This is a genomic window from Bacteroides sp. Phil13, from assembly GCF_001940965.1.
Lineage (GTDB): Bacteria > Bacteroidota > Bacteroidia > Bacteroidales > Bacteroidaceae > Bacteroides > Bacteroides intestinalis.
Window position 1 is genome coordinate 38,831 of record NZ_MSHA01000104.1, and the last position, 19,722, is coordinate 58,552.

At 40.7% G+C, this 19,722-nt stretch carries 14 protein-coding genes and 2 pseudogenes; 6 read left to right on the forward strand and 10 right to left on the reverse strand.

Translation table 11 applies throughout. From position 1 onward, the window contains the following. Positions 1-5: 5 nt before the first annotated feature. From BWI44_RS22175 to BWI44_RS22185, 3 genes are all read left to right on the forward strand, one after another. Positions 6-1,937 (forward strand): AAA family ATPase, encoded by a 1,932-nt coding sequence (locus BWI44_RS22175; protein WP_117921766.1) that lies wholly within the window; start codon positions 6-8, stop codon positions 1,935-1,937. 445 nt (positions 1,938-2,382) lie between these two features. Next, positions 2,383-2,679: a helix-turn-helix domain-containing protein gene (locus BWI44_RS22180; RefSeq protein WP_286816482.1), complete on the forward strand. Its 297-nt coding sequence runs from the start codon at positions 2,383-2,385 to the stop codon at positions 2,677-2,679. Between the two features lie 5 nt (positions 2,680-2,684). Continuing rightward, positions 2,685-3,014, forward strand: a complete 330-nt coding sequence (locus BWI44_RS22185) for a hypothetical protein (RefSeq protein WP_011965447.1) — start codon at positions 2,685-2,687, stop codon at positions 3,012-3,014. A gap of 162 nt (positions 3,015-3,176) precedes the next feature. Here BWI44_RS22185 and BWI44_RS22190 read toward each other — a convergent pair whose 3' ends face one another. From BWI44_RS22190 to BWI44_RS22215, 6 genes and pseudogenes are all read right to left on the reverse strand, one after another. Then, positions 3,177-4,199, reverse strand: a complete 1,023-nt coding sequence (locus tag BWI44_RS22190; RefSeq protein WP_286816491.1) for a hypothetical protein — start codon at positions 4,197-4,199, stop codon at positions 3,177-3,179. An 81-nt stretch (positions 4,200-4,280) separates the two neighbouring features. Then, on the reverse strand, positions 4,281-5,700 hold a 1,420-nt coding region (locus BWI44_RS22195), incomplete at its 5' end, for a helicase-like domain-containing protein (RefSeq protein WP_502688844.1). A gap of 2 nt (positions 5,701-5,702) precedes the next feature. Continuing rightward, positions 5,703-8,246, reverse strand: a pseudogene (locus BWI44_RS22200) (DUF8437 domain-containing protein); the annotation flags it as partial. A gap of 153 nt (positions 8,247-8,399) precedes the next feature. Further along, a complete protein-coding gene (locus tag BWI44_RS22205) occupies positions 8,400-8,579 on the reverse strand; it encodes a hypothetical protein (RefSeq protein ID WP_162614052.1) in 180 nt (59 codons plus the stop codon). Further along, the gene (locus BWI44_RS22210) at positions 8,569-9,015 is read right to left on the reverse strand and encodes a DUF1896 domain-containing protein (protein WP_286816494.1); all 447 of its coding nucleotides are present in this window, start codon (positions 9,013-9,015) and stop codon (positions 8,569-8,571) included. The genes BWI44_RS22205 and BWI44_RS22210 overlap by 11 nt, the downstream gene beginning before the upstream one ends. 101 nt (positions 9,016-9,116) lie before the next feature. Next, the gene (locus BWI44_RS22215; protein ID WP_286816496.1) at positions 9,117-10,406 is read right to left on the reverse strand and encodes a DUF3945 domain-containing protein; all 1,290 of its coding nucleotides are present in this window, start codon (positions 10,404-10,406) and stop codon (positions 9,117-9,119) included. A 365-nt stretch (positions 10,407-10,771) separates the two neighbouring features. Here BWI44_RS22215 and BWI44_RS22220 point away from each other — a divergent pair, with 365 nt between their 5' ends. From BWI44_RS22220 to BWI44_RS22230, 3 genes are read left to right on the forward strand one after another with little or no spacing between them, the layout of a single operon-like run. Continuing rightward, complete coding sequence (locus tag BWI44_RS22220) at positions 10,772-14,056, forward strand: hypothetical protein (RefSeq protein WP_286816497.1); 3,285 nt, start codon at positions 10,772-10,774, stop codon at positions 14,054-14,056. After that, positions 14,053-14,505 carry a PleD family two-component system response regulator gene (locus tag BWI44_RS22225; RefSeq protein WP_286471101.1) on the forward strand — a complete coding sequence of 151 codons (453 nt, stop codon included), beginning with the start codon at positions 14,053-14,055 and terminating at the stop codon, positions 14,503-14,505. Before BWI44_RS22220 ends, BWI44_RS22225 begins: the two co-directional genes overlap by 4 nt. Next, the gene (locus BWI44_RS22230) at positions 14,480-15,724 is read left to right on the forward strand and encodes a phosphorylase family protein (RefSeq protein ID WP_286816500.1); all 1,245 of its coding nucleotides are present in this window, start codon (positions 14,480-14,482) and stop codon (positions 15,722-15,724) included. Before BWI44_RS22225 ends, BWI44_RS22230 begins: the two co-directional genes overlap by 26 nt. Positions 15,725-15,855: 131 nt before the next feature. On the opposite strand, the pseudogene mobC reads toward BWI44_RS22230, so the two are convergent. The 4 genes and pseudogenes from mobC to BWI44_RS22425 all read right to left on the reverse strand — a co-directional run bounded on the left by mobC (position 15,856) and on the right by BWI44_RS22425 (position 19,694). Continuing rightward, positions 15,856-17,883 (reverse strand): annotated as a pseudogene (mobC, locus tag BWI44_RS22235) (conjugal transfer protein MobC). A 46-nt stretch (positions 17,884-17,929) separates the two neighbouring features. Continuing rightward, positions 17,930-19,111, reverse strand: coding sequence for a conjugal transfer protein MobB (gene mobB, locus BWI44_RS22240; RefSeq protein ID WP_502688845.1), 1,182 nt, complete (start codon positions 19,109-19,111; stop codon positions 17,930-17,932). 148 nt (positions 19,112-19,259) lie between these two features. Beyond that, a complete protein-coding gene (locus BWI44_RS22420; protein ID WP_044468196.1) occupies positions 19,260-19,505 on the reverse strand; it encodes a plasmid mobilization protein in 246 nt (81 codons plus the stop codon). A gap of 12 nt (positions 19,506-19,517) precedes the next feature. Further along, on the reverse strand, positions 19,518-19,694 hold the full coding sequence (locus tag BWI44_RS22425) for a plasmid mobilization protein (protein WP_016278423.1): 177 nt from the start codon (positions 19,692-19,694) through the stop codon (positions 19,518-19,520). Positions 19,695-19,722: the final 28 nt, after the last annotated feature.

The window sequence follows — 19,722 nt, forward strand, 5'->3', positions numbered from 1 at the left end:
GAATTATGAAAAGGATTGTTGAAATAAATATTTTCAATTTTAAGGCTTATTTTTATCCTACCACAATAAAACTTGATAAAGGTGAGAATTTGCTTATTTATGGGGAAAATGGAAGTGGTAAATCATCTTTGTATAAGAGTTTGGATTTCTTTTTTGAACAAAGTATTGGGAGAGAGAAAACCAAGTTTCAGGCAAATGTTCATACAGGATCAAAGGACGGTTTTGTTAAATTGCTCTTTAAGGATGTTGATGTATTAAATTCGTCTCAAGAGGAAAGTGCTGCATATAGCAGTACCGCAATGATTGAATCTACATTTGCTCCTTTTGTTAAGTCAACTGCTCGAACAAAAGGATTTCTTGATTACACTAATCTTTTGAATGTGTATTTTAATAAAAAAAGTGGTGATAATTTGTTTGATTTATTTTTGGATTTATTGAGTGAGATAACCTCTATTACTTCACGTACTCCCTTAACCTTACGTGAAGAACTAGATAATTTTTATGGGTTTACGAGGGGACTGAAGATTCGCCGTGGAAAGAAATATGATCAAATTCCTAATAAACTACGCACTTTTGAGAATAATTTTAAAAGAGCACTGGATGGTCTGTTTGTACAACTGAATAGGTTTCTGACGATATATTTTAATGAATTGGGGGTTAACTTGAATTATACATTACAACCTATTAAATTGGATGATAAGAATAGTGTGTCTATTGCTAAAATTCGGGCGGTCTTAAAACTTGATGTTTTCAAAAATGGTGTAATGATAGATGATTATAATCAAGTTCTTAATGAGGCTCGCCTATCTGCAATTTCTACTTGTATCTATTTGGCTTCAATTAAAAATAATCCACAAGCTATTGAATATAAGCTATTATTTTTGGATGATATTTTTATAGGATTGGATATGGGGAATCGTTTGCCGATTTTAAAGATTCTTCAAACAGAGTTTGAAGATTATCAGATTATTCTTTCAACTTATGATCGTGGTTGGTACAATATGGCCCGTGGGGTTTTGTCTGCTAATACTGGCTTTAATTGGAAGTTTATAGAGATGTTTGCAGGAAAAGAACTACTTCCAGATGGTAGAGTAATCATGAAACCAATTATTATTAGTGATGAGGGAATGCTGGAACGTGCACGACGATTTCTATATGATACAAGTTGTCCTGATTATCCTGCTGCTGCCAATTATTATCGTAAAACATTGGAAGAACAATTGCCAAAGTATTTTCCAAAAGTCATAATGAAAGATGAAAATTATGAAGATTTGGCTAAATATAAGATAGGATTGATTATTATTAAAGCTTTGCGATTTTGCCAAATGATGCCAAAGTATGTTTATAACTTAACCAGTATTATTGAAAGCCTTACGGAATTATTAGGTTTATTGGCACCTCTTCTTCATCCTTTATCCCATTATGTTCCAAATGCTCCTGTTTATAAAGTTGAATTGGAGAAAGTAGATAAAGCTCTTAGTGATTTTTTATGTGATGCTCATATATTGAATTTTGATAGTAATGTGAGAATGATTTTAGAACGTAATGATATTCTTAAATTAATTATCAAGGGAAGTTCTAAGTGGGAATATATTTACTACATAAGACTTGAAGAGCATTTGTTTTTGTATCGTAAAGTTGATGAGTATGAACTTTCTGAATCGAAGTGCTATATTTGTAAAATGGAGGGTAAAAAAGCAGATGGTAGTCAAATTCAGTCTATAAGTATTAGTAAAACATCGGATTTATATAGTAGTGTAAGTTATGGAAATTTGAAAGATTTATATGAGGGTACATGTCGTTATCTTCATTCTAAAAATATAGAAGATGTTATCGTTTTGTCTAATTATATTGATGGATTTAGTTATTATAATCAAATAGGAAAAGATATTAATTGGGAAAAATTATCTCTGAAACTTGTCTTGCGTGAATCTTAGCAAATATTTTTGAACTTTGATTTATTGAAATATGTTATAACTAAAAAACAAAATATTTCGATATAACTCTCTGAAGATAAGATGAATATAGAGAGTATAAAAGATGCAGGCAACGATTTGGATATGGAAGTCCTGCTTTGGGTTACACTGCTTTGCATAGTTTCAAATAACTCACATACAAAAATAGGCAAAATTTGGAATATAACAAAATATTTTCTTGTTTATTTTTTTTGTATAATTCTGATTTTTAAAGCGTTAATAGTACAATGTGTACCTATTGATGCTTGCTTGTCGTAAAATAGCCGGGAACAGTGACTCCCGGCTATTTTTTTGTCCCGACTTGTCGTTTTCTGTCTTTTTTTGGCGGTTGCTCAACGGTTGAGTAACCAATGGCCTTATAATATCTCCGTAATATTGTACCATAAACAATAAAAATAAGGTCATTATGAATAACAGAAGAACTGCACCGGGTGGACAGACAATCCACATGCTTAGTGCCATACTTGCTAAAGTTACTAACATTGAAAAGTTATTGACTCCTGCCGTACATAATTTGCCAGACAGCGAGATACTGGATTCAAAAGGTGTGCGCCTGCTCACCAAAATGTCGGACAGGACACTTTTAAGACGACGTAATGACGGGACACTTCCCTTTCACAGAGACAAGGGGAAGATATATTACCGCCGCTCGGACGTGCTGCGTGCCATGTTGCTGGAAAAAGAAGAACACTCTAAAAAATAAATGTTATGAAAAAGATGATTAAAATTGAAAGCGGTTCATTCGCTGCACTCGTGAGAAGTTATAAGAAGTCGTTGAACATGCTGGCCGTCCTGCAACATATCTGTCAGGAAAATGACGTGGCGCTTTCCATGCTGCCTGATGAAGTCTGCGAACTGATAAATCTCGATCCGGCAGAGATTGAGAAACAGCGTTTGAGTGGGCGTCTGCGTTTTGCGGAAGAAGAGAACGGGACAAAGCATTATTCGATTGTGGATATTATCAACCTGAAAGACTCGATTGACTGGAAGGTAATCAATAAGCAGGTGGAAAGCCTTTCCTTCGAGGAAGAGGAATGATGTAATTTACGGCTGACAGACAAGGGAACGGCTGGCAAGGTCGGATTTATCCGGGTGCCAGCCGTGCCTTTGTCCTTTCCTGAAAAGCGGCTCTTTGCTGTAACCTGCGGAAGTGGAGCCCGCGTAGCTTCCGGGGGTTACAGCAATGTGCCGCAGGAAACATTAGGATATTTTTTTCAGTTCCCTTGCCGGGTTTGCGATTTCCATAGACGGTACATGTTTAGCCTGCCGTGGTAAATCCGGAGTCACGTCACTGCCACTGACAAGCCTCTGTTCTTCCGCTCCCGTTTCTTTACCTTCTACATTTTCATGCCGTCCTACCGGTTTAAGGGTAAGCTGTATCTTCCTATTCAGTGTGGCAAGCTCTTCACCCAACTGTTTGATTTCTCCCTCTTTGGGCCATATGGCTGCCACTATTTCCTGCAAGACCGGAATATCTTTTGACAACTCCGCATTTTCCTTTTCCCGTTTCTCAATCATGCCGGGAATACGTTCCAGCGCATTGATGAAATACATTACGGCCAGTTTCGGGTCTTTGGCAATGTAACCATTATGATAGGTATATTTGATACCGTCCAGTCCCTCGACCATGAATTTGTTATGCAAGGCTTGCGTGTCTCCGTCACAAGTCTTTTCGGTACGGACAAGGATACGAAAATCGAACAGGGTTCCGATGTTCATGTAATCGTCTTCCGTTCGGGCCTTCTGATTGATTGCGGCAAGCCGGTTGCCGAGTATCTCGATATTGTCCGAGTCCACACCGTCCAGTTTCAGGGGATTGGGACGAAGCCCGGTTTCCGTATCTACCGGAGCCACTTTATTGAGGTATTCCCAATCTCTGGTAAAGCGTCCGATAAAAATGTTGTTCTTCTCTATTCCGGCGGTCTTTTCATTCAGCTTTCCTTTCGCGTTTCCTTTATTACGGTGATACGCCTGCCTTTCACTTTCAAGGACTGCCAGTTTCTTGTCCAGTTTTGCCTTTTCCAACAAATCGTCGTTGCCTGAAAGAATAGCCACGTATTCACTGAAATTGCCTCCGCCGTTTTCGTCTATCGCCCCTTCGTCAATGGTACGGGCGGCCAGATTGCGGCTTTTAAGCTGGTTGATGAACACCTGCTTGTTTTGCAGCAGATTGAACTTGTAACTGTCCAGAGACTTTTCCACCGCATAGATGTAACAGTCCACCTTGTTATCGGCATATTGCTTGGCGATGATATTGCCCTTTCTTACCGCCCGTCCGTTACGCTGCTCCAGGTCGGACGGCCTTCAGGGTATGTCCAGATGATGGATGGCCACGGCACGCTCCTGTGCATTGACTCCCGTTCCCAGTTTCTGTGTGGACCCGAAAAGGAAACGGATGCGCCCGGAGTTCATATCCTTGAACAGTTCCTTGCGTGCGTTGTCGCTGTTTGCTTCCTGAATGAACTTTATCTGCTTTTCCGGAATATTATGGTCTTCCACGAGTTTGCGCCTTATCTCACTGTAGATGTTCCACTGGTCGGGTTTATAGGTACTCAAGTCTGAAAAAATGAACTGTGTGCCTTTTTGGTCGAGATATTTATAGTAATATTCCGCAATCTTGGCCGCACAATGGGACGCCTTGTTTCCCGGATTGTCGCCGTATTCAGGGTCTATCAGCCGCATGTCAAGCGACATCTTGTTCGAGTAGTTGGTGGCGATCAGCATCTGTGCCTTTTCTTCCGCCTTGGACAAAGGTTCCCTGTCTATGTAGGCTGCATCCCCGGTTTCAGCGAACTTTATCAGTTTCTGAATGAAAATTTCCTGCTGGGGAGTGGGCGGTATGTGATAGAGTTGCTCGTTGAGTTCCGGCCTGTCAACCCCTACGTCTTCGGCCGTTTTGTAATCGGTTATCTCCGCATAAAAATTGGCGAGTTCCGGCACTTTGATAAAATAGCGGAAACGCTCTTTCTGCACGACCTGGTTGGTCACGGAAAATTCAAAGTCCGTGCTTTTCTTCGCATAGACGGCCGCCCAGCCGTCAAAGCAGGTGATGCCCTGCCGCTCCATTTCCTTCGGACGGAGATATTTGAAAAGGAGATAGAGTTCCGTCAGACTGTTGGAAATGGTCGTACCGGACAAGAATGTGGCTCCCAAGTCCCTGCCTGTGCGCTCCTGTATGGTACGGATGGCGAAAAGCATGTTCATGGCCTTCATGCTTCCTTCGGGATTGCCCAGACCGGAAACTCTCGCATGGCGTGTGTTGAACATCAGGTTCTTGAAATTGTGCGATTCGTCAACGAAGAGGTGGTCGATGCCCATTTGCCCGAAGTCGGTCACGTCATCCGTCCGGTCCTTTATATCCTGCTCCAGCTTTTCAAGTTTGGCTTCAAGGTTTTCCTTTCTTCTTTCCAGCCCCTTCTTTATCCAGCCGCTCACTTCATTGCCCTGCTGCTCGAATACGGCGAGATTCTCTTCGATACTGTCTATTTCCTGCGTATATATCTCCTGCTGTATTTCGGGAGACTGGGGTATTTTCCCGAACTGGTCGTGTGTCAGGATGATACAGTCCCAGTTATTATTTTTGATGTCATGGAATATTCCGACACGCTTCTCCGGGGTAAAATCCTCCTTGCCCGGATACAGTACCTTGGCATTCGGATAGGCCCTCTTGAACGTGTCGGCTATGTCATGCACATTGCTTTTGAGTCCGATAATCATCGGCTTGNNGTTCGCCAGTCCGAGACGTTTCATTTCAAAGGCGGCCACGCACATGATAAGGGTTTTGCCCGTACCTACCTGATGGTCGATTATACCGCCGCCGTTCATCTTCAGCATCCATACGGCATTTTTCTGGCTGTCGTACAAGGACGGTATGCCCAGCCCTTTTAGATCAAGGAACGGGAAACTTTGCAGGGAACCGTCATAATCCGGGCGTACATAGCAGTTGAACTTGCGGTTGTACATGTCCGCAAGGTGCTGTTTAAATTCGGGGAGCTGTTCATTCAGCCAGCCTGTGAAAGCAGACCTTATTTCATTGATTTTGGCATCGGCAAGCTGGATGGCCTCGGCATCCCGTACCTTTATATCATTTCCTTCTTCATCCTGCACGGTTTTTGTTATGTCGGGTACCGTGTTGTGTAGCGCATGTTTCAGCAGGTCGTTTCCGTAATAACCTCTTTTTTCCCCTTTCACATAATATCTGTCGGTGATGTTTGCGTTCGTTTCTTCAAAACTCACACTGAACTCGTCGATGGATTCCGTATAGTGGATATGGGCTTTTGCCTCAAAAAGATAACCGGCAAACTCTTCATATACGGACACGGGTATCCACCTTTCTCCCAGATTAAAATCAAGCAGTTCGAAACTGATCGGCTCCGGTATGGCTTTCTGCAAGGCTTCCAATGATTTCTTGCTTGCGTCGTCATCGGGATAGTCTTTCAGGTAGTTCTCTATCCATTCGACTTTGGCCACCACATTGCCCGCTATGAAACGGTCTTTGATTTCATAGTTCTTCATCATAGGATTGTAGAAGATACGGTTTTCCAGTTGTGTGAGCAGTTCCTGCCCGTCTGTTTCACTGAGATTTTCCATATATTCCAGATTGACTTCCCCGAACTTGTTCAGGGATGCCGCAAGTGCTTCCTGTGGTGTATCTACATGTGTCACTTCATTGGCATTGAACGATACGGGAACAGAAAATATATCCGCCTTCTGTATCTTGCCGTTAACGGAACGTTCCAATGAAAGTATTTCCCGTCCTCCGGCATCCATCAGCAGGAACTTGGCATTGTCCTTTCCGTTCAATTCCCTGAACATGCGGTAAAAACAGTCATACCGCTTGACCAGTTCTTCCCGTAGTTCCGGCTGTTCGGTTTCCGTTGCGGCTTCCTTATTGTAGAGATTGTGGTAGGCTTCACGGAGCGGGATATAGTAGGCAGCCCGGTATTGTTGGGTGACTGTCAGTTTAAGCGGATGGAATTGTACTTCGGGAGTACCCACCCCTCTTAAATATCCGTATTGCTCACCCGATTTCACGATGGAACCGTTCTTGTATTCGGGACGTATCTCTCTGGTAAACGGTCGTGGTTCCATTTCTTTCTTCCGCTCTTCCTCGAATTTTTGTCTGCGCTCCTGCCATTTTGCTTCCGCTTCCGCCCGTTCTGCGGTCATGTCTTCCTGCGTGACGGCTTCCTCGTACATGTTCTCTTGGGAGAAGAGGTTGAACATTTCCGGTTCATCCCCTTTCTTTTTGCGGGATGCCGACGGTGCCCGGCTTGGAGAAGGTCTGCTTTCCGCTACTTGCACCTCCGCTTGCTCTTCATCCGCATAGGCGGCAAACAGGTTGAGCATGGGTTCATAGGGCTGTGCGGGGCTTTCTTCCTGTACCTCCTGCCGTTCTGTCTCTCCTGCTGTTTCCAATAGTGTCTCAAACTCTGTTTTGAGGATGGTGGAGCCGTTTGAGCGGGATAGATTGTCATCATAAAGTTTCCGGTCAAGATGGTTCTCCACATCTTGCGCCAATAACTGCCTGAGATGTTCGGAAATTGCGCCGACACCTCCTTCATGAATAAAATTCATGGCCGGTTGTCCGTACATGTTTTTACCCATAGATACGGAAGTATGGACGATATGGTCTAAATCGGCATAGCTGTTGTTGATATTGATGCTGCCGGATATAAGACGGGTTTCAATAAAGTTCCGTTCCTTTTCGGTAAGTTCCGATTTTCGGGTATTCTTCTGCAATACGATCAGGTCACTGCTCACTTCCGTACCCGCATCAACAAACAGGTTGTCCGGCAGACGTATGGCTGAAACAAGATTGGCATGGTTCACCAGCCACTCCCTGACAGGGCGGTTCTGTGGCGAGTCCATGACACCCGAAGTCGTGATATAGGCCAATATCCCGCCTTCGTGTAACGTGTCCATACCTTTGAGAAAGAAATAGTTATGTACGGCAGCAAGTGAGGATTTACGCACGACGTCTTTGCTCCGGTCAAAATCCCGGTCATAAACTCTGGTATTTCCAAACGGTATATTGGATGAAACCATATCGAAGTAGTTATTATAATAGGGCTGTATGGACTGGAAACCGTCTATGGTCACTCTGCTTTCCGGATAGAGGGATGAGAGGATTTTTCCCGTGAGCTTGTCTTTCTCGAAACAATGGACTTCGGGAACATCCTTCAAACCGCTGATAAACATGCCCGTTCCGGCAGAAGGGTCAAGAAAACGTCCCGGACGGATTCCCGGTACCTGCAAGGATTCCTGCATGGCCGTTACCACCGGTTCCGGTGTGTAAAAGGCTGTGAGAGCGGAGTTTTTGAGGCTTTGGACGTATGCCTTGTATTCTTTCCCGTCTTTGGAATACTCACGCAACAGTTCATGCAGCAGTCGGACTTGGGGAAACAATTCCCTGTCTGTCGTTCATTTTTCAATGTCCGTGTCTTTTTCCGCTGGATTCAGGATGCACTTCAATCCCCCGAAACCCGAATAACCGTTCAAAACTTTGCGTCCCTCTTCCGTGAGACAAAACTCCGGGCGCATGAATATCAATTCAAGTGCGGCTATGTTGTCCGCCAAATGTTGTCGTTTGTTATATGCCATATTGTTCTATATAAAATTGTATGAAACCTGTAAGTTCAACGGTAAGTGTATGATAGGACGGGGATGATTCAAACTGGTCATCTATGGGATATTTGCTGAATACTGTTTCTGCGGGCGACAATACTTTCAGGCAGAAACCCGCCCGTTTTTCGGGGCACACTTCGGGAAACCACTCCGACACGACCTCGAAAACCGTATCGAATTTGGAAAAGCGCAAGTCCTGATAGAGAACGGCCTCGGCTAGTTGCAAAGCCTGCGTAACGGATAAGCCGTCATGTATGGCACGTTCGTAGCTGCCTGCCGCCTCGTCAGCCCGCACCCGGACAAGTGCTTTGTCACCGGCAATATGCGGATGGCTTTCCTTTAAATAAAGAAGGAGAGTTGTCTCAAAATAGGACAATTCTCCGGTTGCGGTATTTTTATCTTGTATAATCATTTGTTATCGCTTTAAAATGTTAATCGGATATTAAACATATACCCGGCTGCCATAAAAGAGAACCGGGTATATATTTGCCAAAAACATGAATAATCTATCTGTTACATGACTGAAAGGCTCTTTGTTGACTGGACCTTTACAGACGCCACATGGCGGGGTGCCTGCTGTTTTACCTCCTTTTTCTTGTCATTTTTCTTACTATCAATAGTGGGTTTGTATTCACGGGCGTTACGTCCTATCAGCAGTTGATTGCTCTTGTTGCTAAAACGTACATCATCGGAAAATACCCTGCCTTTGTAGCGCATATTCTCAACGAACACCATTTCATGGTTTTGGAGCATCTTCTTTTGCTCAGGCGTGATTTTGGCCCCCATGATAGTGTCGTTGACTTTCAATTGCTCCCCGGACTGCTTGAAAGCGATATCCATTATTCTCGGATCGACGAAAGCGACACCGGAAAGCAGCGTGTCGTTTTTGCGCTGTATGTCGTTGATGGAAAGCTGTCCGCCGGAAGCGAGTATTTGCTTCTGTTTGTCATCCAGCCTTTTCCCGTAGATATAATCGGGTATCTTGATGGCATCCACCGGCATGGTTATGATACGGTTGCTCGGTTCATGGAAAGATACATAACAGTTGCAGACCGTTCCCGTATGGGTGTCCTTCATCTCTTTGATTGCCCCTAAAGTTCCAGTGTCTTTAAGCGACTGCTTTTCCTCGTCCGTGAATACTCCTTTATAGGCAGGCAGGTCATACTGCGGTTTGTCAAGCCTGCTTAAAGTTTTCAGTTTCACCTTGCCGTCCTCCCCTTTGACACAGAGGAAACAGGCTTCCCCCATATCCTTTTTTTCACCGTTCACTTCCTTGCTGATGGGAAAAGCTATAGAGGTAATCCTTCCTTTCAGCATCTCACCCATGCAGTGGTTATCAAACAAGAGTTGCTTGTCAACTCCCAATGCGGCGAGTTCTTTCCACGGAAGCTGGTGTTCGTCGAACTTATACCGGCGGGCGAGTTTGGCGATACGCCCTTCATCATTCAGTTCGCTGTTCTCAACCAGTTTTTTGCCATTCACTCCGGGGTCTTCCCCTTTTCGGATCTGAATTACGGCATTCAGCGTCTTGTCCAATACGGCGAGAGGTATCAGGAAGAAACTGAAACTTGTGGGATTTTCGTACTGGTTCTTGAAATTGGTGAAGAATAGTTCTAGCGGTGAGGTACGATCCAGTTTGAGGAAACTGCTGCTGTTCTTCTTGTCGGGTGGTACGATTTCGAGACTGCCGTCGTACTCGTTCATTTTGGAAACGACTGCGGTTTTGTTCGTTCGCTTGTCAAGGATGGCCATTACATGCTCGTCCTGATTCTGTTCTTGTTGTTCTTGCTTTTTCTTAGCCATAAAATCAATAATTTAAGTGATACAATAATTAATCAATACCGGGTAAGCTTTAGCCCGTCAGTGCGAATGTAGAGGTTTAATTGATAAGGTATTATATTTTTAGGATTGATGGAAATGGATGGCGGGGATTGACGGGAAATGGCAGGAAAGAAAATAAATGGTTCTATCATCAGATTTAAGTACATTAAGTTTTTTGTATTTCCCAATAATTAATTACTTTTGTAAAAAAGAGTTCTTTTTTGCACAGAAAGATGATGTTTGAAGTTAAATTATGAAGTCTTTTGATTAGAATATAGAGTATGGAAAAAAAAAGTATATCCAAAATAGTCAATATGTTACGGTCATCGTCAATTAATAAAGTGACGATGGTGAATATTCTCATGCAGGAGAACACATATGACGAAATGCATACTATATATGCCAAGGTTCCTGGAATATTTAAAAGTATTTTTACGCTGCCCTATCTTAAAAGAAAATCTTATAGCGAAGTATATGGCACTGGCTATATATTACAAAAAGATAATATAGTTGAATATATTGGTATATTGGCTTTTGTTTTCGAACTCAACCACAAACTACTCAATAAGTTTGTTCAACTGCGTCAAAAGTTTGAAGATAATTTGCTTATTGGGAATTATAATTTAGCTTATCAATATTTGAATGAAATAAATATAAGTATCTCATATTCTTCTTGGGCATCATCTAATGAAATAAAACTAGTTCGTTTATCACAGGGCTTAAATGCTAGTACACAGCTCTATAATAAGATAAGTGATTGTGATACCCCTAACAGTTTATTCAGTATGTGCGCTTTTAAATCTTCATCGATTGATTATCCATTTGATGCAGATACACTACTTTATTATAATCTAGCGCAATCGCTTGAACCAGAATTCAGAAGTTTCATTATTTTGCATTGTTTTCCATATATGGGTGGTATAGAAGGCAACTGGATATTTCGTGATTCTAATTCTTCATTAATAGATCTTTATTTGAGTCTACGTGAGAATCTTTGGTATCTTCCAGAAGAAATAATACAAAATACAGAATTCCGAGACTATATTAAGCGAATTGCTTCTGTTATTAATGACCCTCTGCTACATAAGTTCTGTTATATTCAGGATATAGATCGAAATTTTCAACTAAATACTTCGGAACGTGATCTATTAATTTACCTATATTACACACAAGAATATAATGAAACTATCGAAAAAGGTAGAGCATATTTAGAACAGAATCCTTCTGACATGAGTATTCTTGACCTTGTAGTAAGAGCGATGGTATTATCTGGACATGATAGCAATTGGCTAAATAAGGATGGTTCTGTTTTTGATAAAATTTTCTATCATTATTTTAATCTTTTGGCACATAAAGAAACATTTCAAGTACATCTTAAACGACTTCGTACTATTTGTCAATCTCAATATAGTATTACTGGGCTTCGTCATCTTTATGAGATAATTACCTCTTTTGATGCATCTGATATTCATTATCTGCATTCTAATTCGTGGAGATTTTCTTTCGGCCTAAATCTTTCCGACTTGGTATTTTTCTCAACTATGGAAGAAAAAGAAAAATTTATTTATGATTGGAACTCTCCCATACAAAACTATTTTTGTGCCCTTTTAAATGAAAGTGAGAAAATAGTAGATCCTGAGTTTGAAAATATTCAGTTGAGGAATTGGAGTGATATAGATATCGTAAACTATATGGAACAATATTGGCATAAAAAAGAAGTTCCTGTTTATTTAGAAAACGTAGTAGCTACGTTTTTGTTTAATTATTATGCTTTTCATTCGTTTTGGCATGAGGCAGTTCTTTTTTATGTTAATAGTATTTTGGAAGACAAAACTTTAGACATAAAATTCGATAAGAAAGCTTTGATTGAAAAAATGGATAATGAAATGATAGACGACCTCAATATTCCTTTAGAGATGTCCATATTTTATACACTGATAGATGCTACGACTTCAAAACGCTACCTTTCATATAAGCATTATTTAAAACAAATAGGTGTAAGTAAAGCTTCTGAAATTAAAATAGTAGCTGATCGTAGAGTAAAATATTTCCTATATTCAGTAGCTGATCAAAAAGTAATAGGTCTTCACCGACGACAATTCAAAAATCAAAATGAAGTTATAGAGGAAAGGCTAAGTATTTGTAACAATCTATACGAAATATTTCAAGATAAATGCTCATCAGATGAGATCGCCTCTCTTATTAAGACTAATCGTATAAAAGGTCTTATCAAACAGGTAGATGAAAGTAAAATCTATGTTGATGAAGATGGTATTCGTCGTAACGAATTAGCTGATGAAGAATTAATTTTTACGATGTTTCAGTCAACAGATAGCAACATCCAATACGAAGATCAAGGTATGCAGTTTTTAGTTAAATACCTTAAAAGTCTCGGACGTCCGACTATTTACTTAGGAAATCTGGATGAATTTACAGAGGTGAATTATAAATTATCACTTTTTAGTCAGCTTTATCTGGGATTCCGTGATAAGTTTTTATTCAATCCTAAATATGGACTTGATTTTTACCTTAGTACTCGTATTCGGCATGGCACACTCGTCAATCAACTTCGCAATCATTTTCAAGAACATCGTTTAGTTACAAACAAGAATGAAAGTGGTGCTTATGGCTTAAATTCTTATTGGACTGACGAAGTTATGCATCTTAATGGTGAAGAACGTGAAAAATGTCTCAATCGACTCCTAGAATTCACGGAGTCAATAGATAAACATATTCTCACTATCAAAGATCAATATATCCAAATTAAGACAGAAAATCGTAATACTGATAAGCCTGCGTGTTTCGATTTTTCTCTTCGTAATATTGAGTATGAAATTCAAGCAAATCTTAGTCAATGTGAAAATGTAGATTTCAATACGTGTGTGCACAAGATATTTACTAGTTTATGGATATTAACAGAAGAGTGTTTACGTTGTTTGCGGGAAATGCTTGACTCTGTGAAAGATATTATGCAGAGTGAATTGACTGAACTAGTCAGTGATATTTTAAAAATATTAGGTAATGACAAGTATAGAATGTCAACATTAAGCAATGCCGTTACTTCTTGTAGTACCGAACTTCAAAATGATTTCGCTATTGTTAGTCGTTGGTTTGAACGTCGTAATAATGCAAGTTTTGATTTTACAATGCAATATGTCCTTGATACATGTATTACTATCATAAATAACATGAATCAGCAAGGACTTCATCCTAATATTTTCAATAACAGTCAGTCTTTGTTCGTGGGTGATTACTTTAATATAATGTATGATATTTTTCACGACCTACTTAATAATGTATTAAATTATCAGAAAGAAAAAGGACAGAGCATAAACTGCTGTATTAATATTGATGAGGAAGATAATTTTTTGCATATAAAAGTCAAAAACTGGGTAGCCGATGAAGACATTGGGACTATCCGTCATACTTTGGAAAGTTATAAAGATAAATATGATGTAATGATTACCTCTGGTCAGGTTAGCAAGGAAGGTAAAACTGGCATTACAAAGATTTACAATCTTGTGTCTAATGTGCTAAATGCAATAGGTAACTCATACGATAATCAAGTTGGAGAGGAGGGATTCATCGCTAACATAGTTCTCAATATATCTAAATTACGTAAAGAATCATGAATATACTAATAGTAGAGGATGATGAAAATAAGTCTAAGACTATAACTGAATTTATATCATCTATATACCCAAACATAAAATTGTCAGTAGCCCATTCTTATCAAAGTGGAGTACAGATGGCAATAGATTATAAATACGATCTATTGCTACTTGATATGTCTATCCCTAATTTTGACATTACAGAGAATGAAGGAGGTGGAGAAGCTCTGAAGAACGGTGGAGAATTGATAATAGAGGAATTGCTAGATGAAAATATTGATTTTAATTGCACAATCATCACACAGTATGAGACCTTTAATAATGAGCCTCTAACCACCATCGATGCCCGTTTGCGCAAATCTTGTGGTGATAAGTACCATGGTTGCATCAAATACGACTCTTATAATGATGATTGGAAAGATCTTTTAAAAATAAATATAGAAAATGTTATCCATACTCATAATAGATGATTCTGATGATAAAATAAGAGTACTAAAGACGCTTATTCGCGGATATGAGTGTCTTTGTAACGGGCATGTGGAAATTGCAGATTCTTTAGTTACAGCAACTGAAAAGCTTTCAACTAAACGCTATGATCTAGTTATAATCGATTTATATCTTCCAATAGAAAAAGGAGATGAAGCTTTACCCGATAATGGAGTTGAACTTCTCGATCTAATTCGAAATGATGAGGATATAAAAAAACCATTTCATGTTGTTGGTATAACTCGTGAAACAATTACCTTTGAACATCAGCAGGCTTTTTCTAAGTCGCTATGGTTTTTATTGAATTATGACGAAATGAGTAATGTATGGCGTGAGCAATTAAAAAATCAAATTGAATATCTAATAAACTCAAAAAAAATGTTACAAGATACACTTGAATATGATTATGATGTAGCCATCATAACAGCTCTTCAAAAACCTGAAAATTTTTGGGTGAAAGAAGTTTTCAGTAACAATTGGTATCAAGTCCAACAACCTGGTGATGATTGTACTACATATTATGCAACCAAACTTACGACCTCTCGCGGACGCGAAATACGCATAATAACTTGCTTTGCAAATCAGATGGCAAGCACAGCTTCTTCAATGCTAACCACAAAAGTTGTTTATAATTTTCGTCCTCGCTATCTTTTTATGACAGGTATAGCAGCAGCTGTAGAAACTGAGAATATTGATTTTGGAGATATTCTTGTAGCTACTGAAGTTTGGGATGGTGCTAGTGGAAAATTTAAAGATATTAAAGATACAGGCAAAATATTCCAACCTGACTATCGCCAAAAGACTCTAAATAGTGCTTTCCGAAACATCATTGATCAACTAAAAGATAACGATGATTTATTAAATTGTATATATAAAGAATATAAACCCACAAATGGTAAACCTAAAGGACATTTAGCTATTCATACAGGACCAATGGCGTCTATGCCTGCTGTAATAGCAAGTAAGGATGAGATTGAAAAGATTAAAGAACATTCTCGTAAACTTCTCGGCATAGAGATGGAATCATATGGGATGTTTTATGCTGCAGAGAACGCTATTGCTCCCCGTCCAGTCTATGTAGCATCTTTAAAGTCTGTATCAGATTTTGCTACGATAGAAAAAAGCAATGATTATCAAGATTATGCATCATATACTTCTGCTGCTCTATTGAAATATTTAGTGTTAAATATTTTGAATTATTAATAGTTTTAGTTGAGTAAAATTTGTTCCTATAAGGTAAACCGCTATTTGCGGCAATTTACAGAAGTGAAGTTTACGTAGTTTCTGAGATTGCCGCAATATGCCGTGGAAAACGTATTATTATGACATAACGGCTATGTTTGTGCCTGCTCACCTTCATTACCATCCAACAAGTGTTTGAGTTCCGGGTCATTCTCAATACGGATTAACTCGTTCTCCACTAATTCGACAATATCCTGTTTGATTTGCCGATAGTTGGCCTGTATCTGCTGCTCCATTGTATCATTGCCGTTCTCGTCCAGAAAACTGCTGATTTCGGGTATGGGTTGGTAGGCCGCCGTCTCTTTCTGTACAGCTTCATTGTCAACAACTATCTGCGCATGGAAAATCTTTTGTTCGATTGTCTCTCCAAAGTTATCTGCTACGGCACCGACAAACATACCCTGAGAGAGTGTGCTGATTTTGGATGCAGGTATCAGACTGTCCAGTTGCGTGTTGATGGAAGTGGATGTATCGTTGCGGTTGATGCTCATAGATTCTCTTTTTTGCAGAATTTTCCCGAATCTTTCCGACAAGGTTTTGGCTGTTTCACCCACTACCTGACCACTGAAAACATTGCCCACAGTTGACATGATTACGGCGGCCTCCTTGTCGCCGTAGTCGCGCTTCAACTGGCTGAAGTCTTGAAAACCCAATACAACCGCCACTTTGTTGCTTCGTGCCGTGGCAATCAGATTATCCAGACCTTTAAAGAAAATGGTGGGTAACTCGTCAATTATCACACAGCTTTTCATTTGCTTCTTCTTGTTTATCAACTTCACAATGCGGGAGTTATACAGACCTAAAGCTGCTCCATAAATAGAAATTCTATCGGGATTGTTGCCGACACATAATATTTTCGGTTCTTTGGGATTATTAATATCCAACGTAAAATCACTGCCGGACATTACCCAATAGAGTTGAGGACTTATCAATCTGGATAACGGGATTTTAGCACTTGCAATCTGGCCCTGGAGCTGCTCACTCGCTCCACCTTTCCATGCGTCAATGAACGGACTTAGATAGTTCTCCAAATCAGGGTAACTTGTCAGAATAGTAAAAACGTCTTCATACCTTTTATTAAGCAATTCGATAGCATGTGGGAACGTACAGAATTTGCCACCTTCATAGATTTTCAAAAACCAAATTATGGCCGTAAACAACACAATCGGAGATTCTACAAAGAAGTCTCCCTGCTTCTGCACCCAACTTTTATTAAGGTTAAGCATGATTGTATAACTGGACTCGTAAGCATCCGAAATATCCGTCATCAGTTCCGGTGCCAATGGATTACAACGGTGACTTTTTCTCGGATTATCGAAGTTGATTACATAAAATTTAGGTGGTATCTTATAACGGTGTCTATACTTAATCAAATGGTTATAAGCGATAACAGACAGGTCATCAAACTTAAAATCATATATATAAAGCGCATAGGACTTCTCGATTGCCTGCTTTATATAATTGTTGACTACGGCATACGACTTACCGCTACCCGGTGTACCCAAAATCATGCTTGCCCGAAACGGATTCACTACATTAATCCAGCCTTTCCATTCTTTGCCTTTATACCAGAACTTGGTCGGCAGATTGATGGAATACTCGTTTTCCATGAGTTTTGTTTCCTGCATGAAGGATTCATTCTCACGGTTGAAAACGTCTTCCAACAGGTTGTTCTTCAACAGGCGGCTTATCCATAAACCGGATGCCAGCAGACAGAAGAAACCGCCGGTCAGTGTTGTAATATAAAGTACCGTACACACACCGGATGATGCATTGATAGATAATAACCACCAGTTCAGGAAAAAGAGCATGGTGCCCACTATGGCCGCAATGATAATTTGCCTTCATGTGATTTCATGCTTCTTCACTCCCTTGTTGCCCATGCAGGACAAACCGAGGAAAAGGACACAAAACAGTTTTGTGTAAAGCAAAGATGAAAATAGTCCGGTGGTGCGTTGGAAGTTGGATAGTATCCTGTCCACTATATCAAGCGTTCAGCCCATTTCATGCAGCCAGCCGTAACAAAACCAATAGATGTGTATCGCCAAAAATAAAAAACTGATGGCCCGCATAAAGTCCGTGACTTTGGCAAGACCTCTTAAATCATCTTCATTCTGCATAATTGTAACTATTAAAATTAAACTTCTTGTTCTATACATTATTATACTATAACCTGCGCCTGCGCTTCTTCTTTTTCTTGCGTCCATAGCGGAAGGCCGGATCAATGTACTCGCGTGTATGGTCGTCTTCCATAAGTATGGAGAAAATGTCAACGGCACCGAGTGCGGATGTATCAATCAGACTTTCTGATAATTCACTCTGATGATGGCTTCGATTTTTCTGCTGCCGGTATTCTGTTCTTTCCTGCCTTTCTTCCGCTTTCGTTTCCTTTTCCTGCCGGGACGGTTCCTGCTCCGGTTGTGGTATCAGTCTTTCACGGTCTGCATCCGAGTTGTTAAACAATTCGTTGAACACATTGGCTGAAAAGGCTTTGCCCAGACGAGAGCCGTTGAACACTGTCCGGCAGGTATGGTCTATGAAGGTGATACCATACAGACGTCCTTCGGGATTGATACGGTAAACGACTTCTATATCCGCCTCTTTCAACCTGAGGGCAAAATCTTCTTTCGTGCCGATGTCCTGCATGGCTTTAATGATTTCCAGCCTTGTCCTTTCTGCGAGGTTGTCCTTCTTCACCTTTCCGACAGAAGCGGCAAACTTCTCTTGCAATGCTTCATAACCGAACACCTTACCGAACTTGCTGGATTTGAAAGGTGTTCCTACCTGCTGTCCGTCATCATCCAAAGCTCCGTACATGACGCCGTGGTACTTCTTCCCGTCCACACTTCCCCTGATTTCGTAAACAGTGACATTATACAAATTCAGAAGAGTATTGTATTCGGCAAGTGAATGACAGTTGTAACATTCCAGCAAGGTACGGGCGGTATGCTTCACCTGTACTTTCACGTCACCTTTCGGATAGTCCACTTTTTGCAGACTTACCAGTTCCCGCTCACCGTGTTCTCCGAGTGTGGGATGAAGCTCGTACTTCACTTCCATTTCACGACAGATGTTCTGTGCCCGGATAGCCTCCCGATTATGGTCTATCTTTTCTCCGGTTTCATCAATGCGTACCGATACGATGTGCATGTGTTTGCGGTTTATGTCTTCGTGCAGCCAGACTATATAAGGTTGGTTCCCGTAACCGAACTTTTCCATAAACTCCTGCGCCAGTACGGTCATTTGCTCTTCCGAAAGAATGTCTTTCGGAGAAGGATTCAATGAAATATGGATAACAGGTTTCTTGACGTGTGAATTGAGTGCAATGTAAGGCTCAAAAGCCTGCACGCAGTTTTCAATCGGTACATTGCCCGAAGTCTCAGCCGCAATTTTCGGGTGTCACAATACCTTTGCCGTACCGTCGTCCACTTTTATCTTATTATAGGCAATCACTCCATAGAATGAACAGCCCGATGTGATATTCGGCACCATGACGTTATTCCTTTTTAGTGAGATACTCCTTTTCGTACCGCTTTGTCAGTTCGATAACCTGCCTGCATACTTCTTCCAGTTTACGGGTTTCTTCGGCAAGTTTGTAGAGAAACGCAAGCGATTTCTTCTCCCCGTAAATGGTATGGATGGTCTTTACACATTGGTTGTAGTTGTTTCCTATTCTTCGGAACTGTTGATAGAAAGCGGTGAGCTGGGCGTAATATTCCTGCGCTTCCTTATCAATCTTCACTACCTTGAACTCTCAACCGAAGATACGGGCAAAGATAAATTCGGCTTTGTTTTTCATGCCCGATTGCTCGAACATGGAGATAAACTTTTCGTTCTCTCCGTCATTGAGACAGAGGTAATAGCGGTGCGTGCGCGGGTCTGCCAGCACCTTGCGCCCTGCGGCGCCACGGATTCTTGTTTCATCTTTCATAACATGAATAATTTAGGAAGTTCGACTT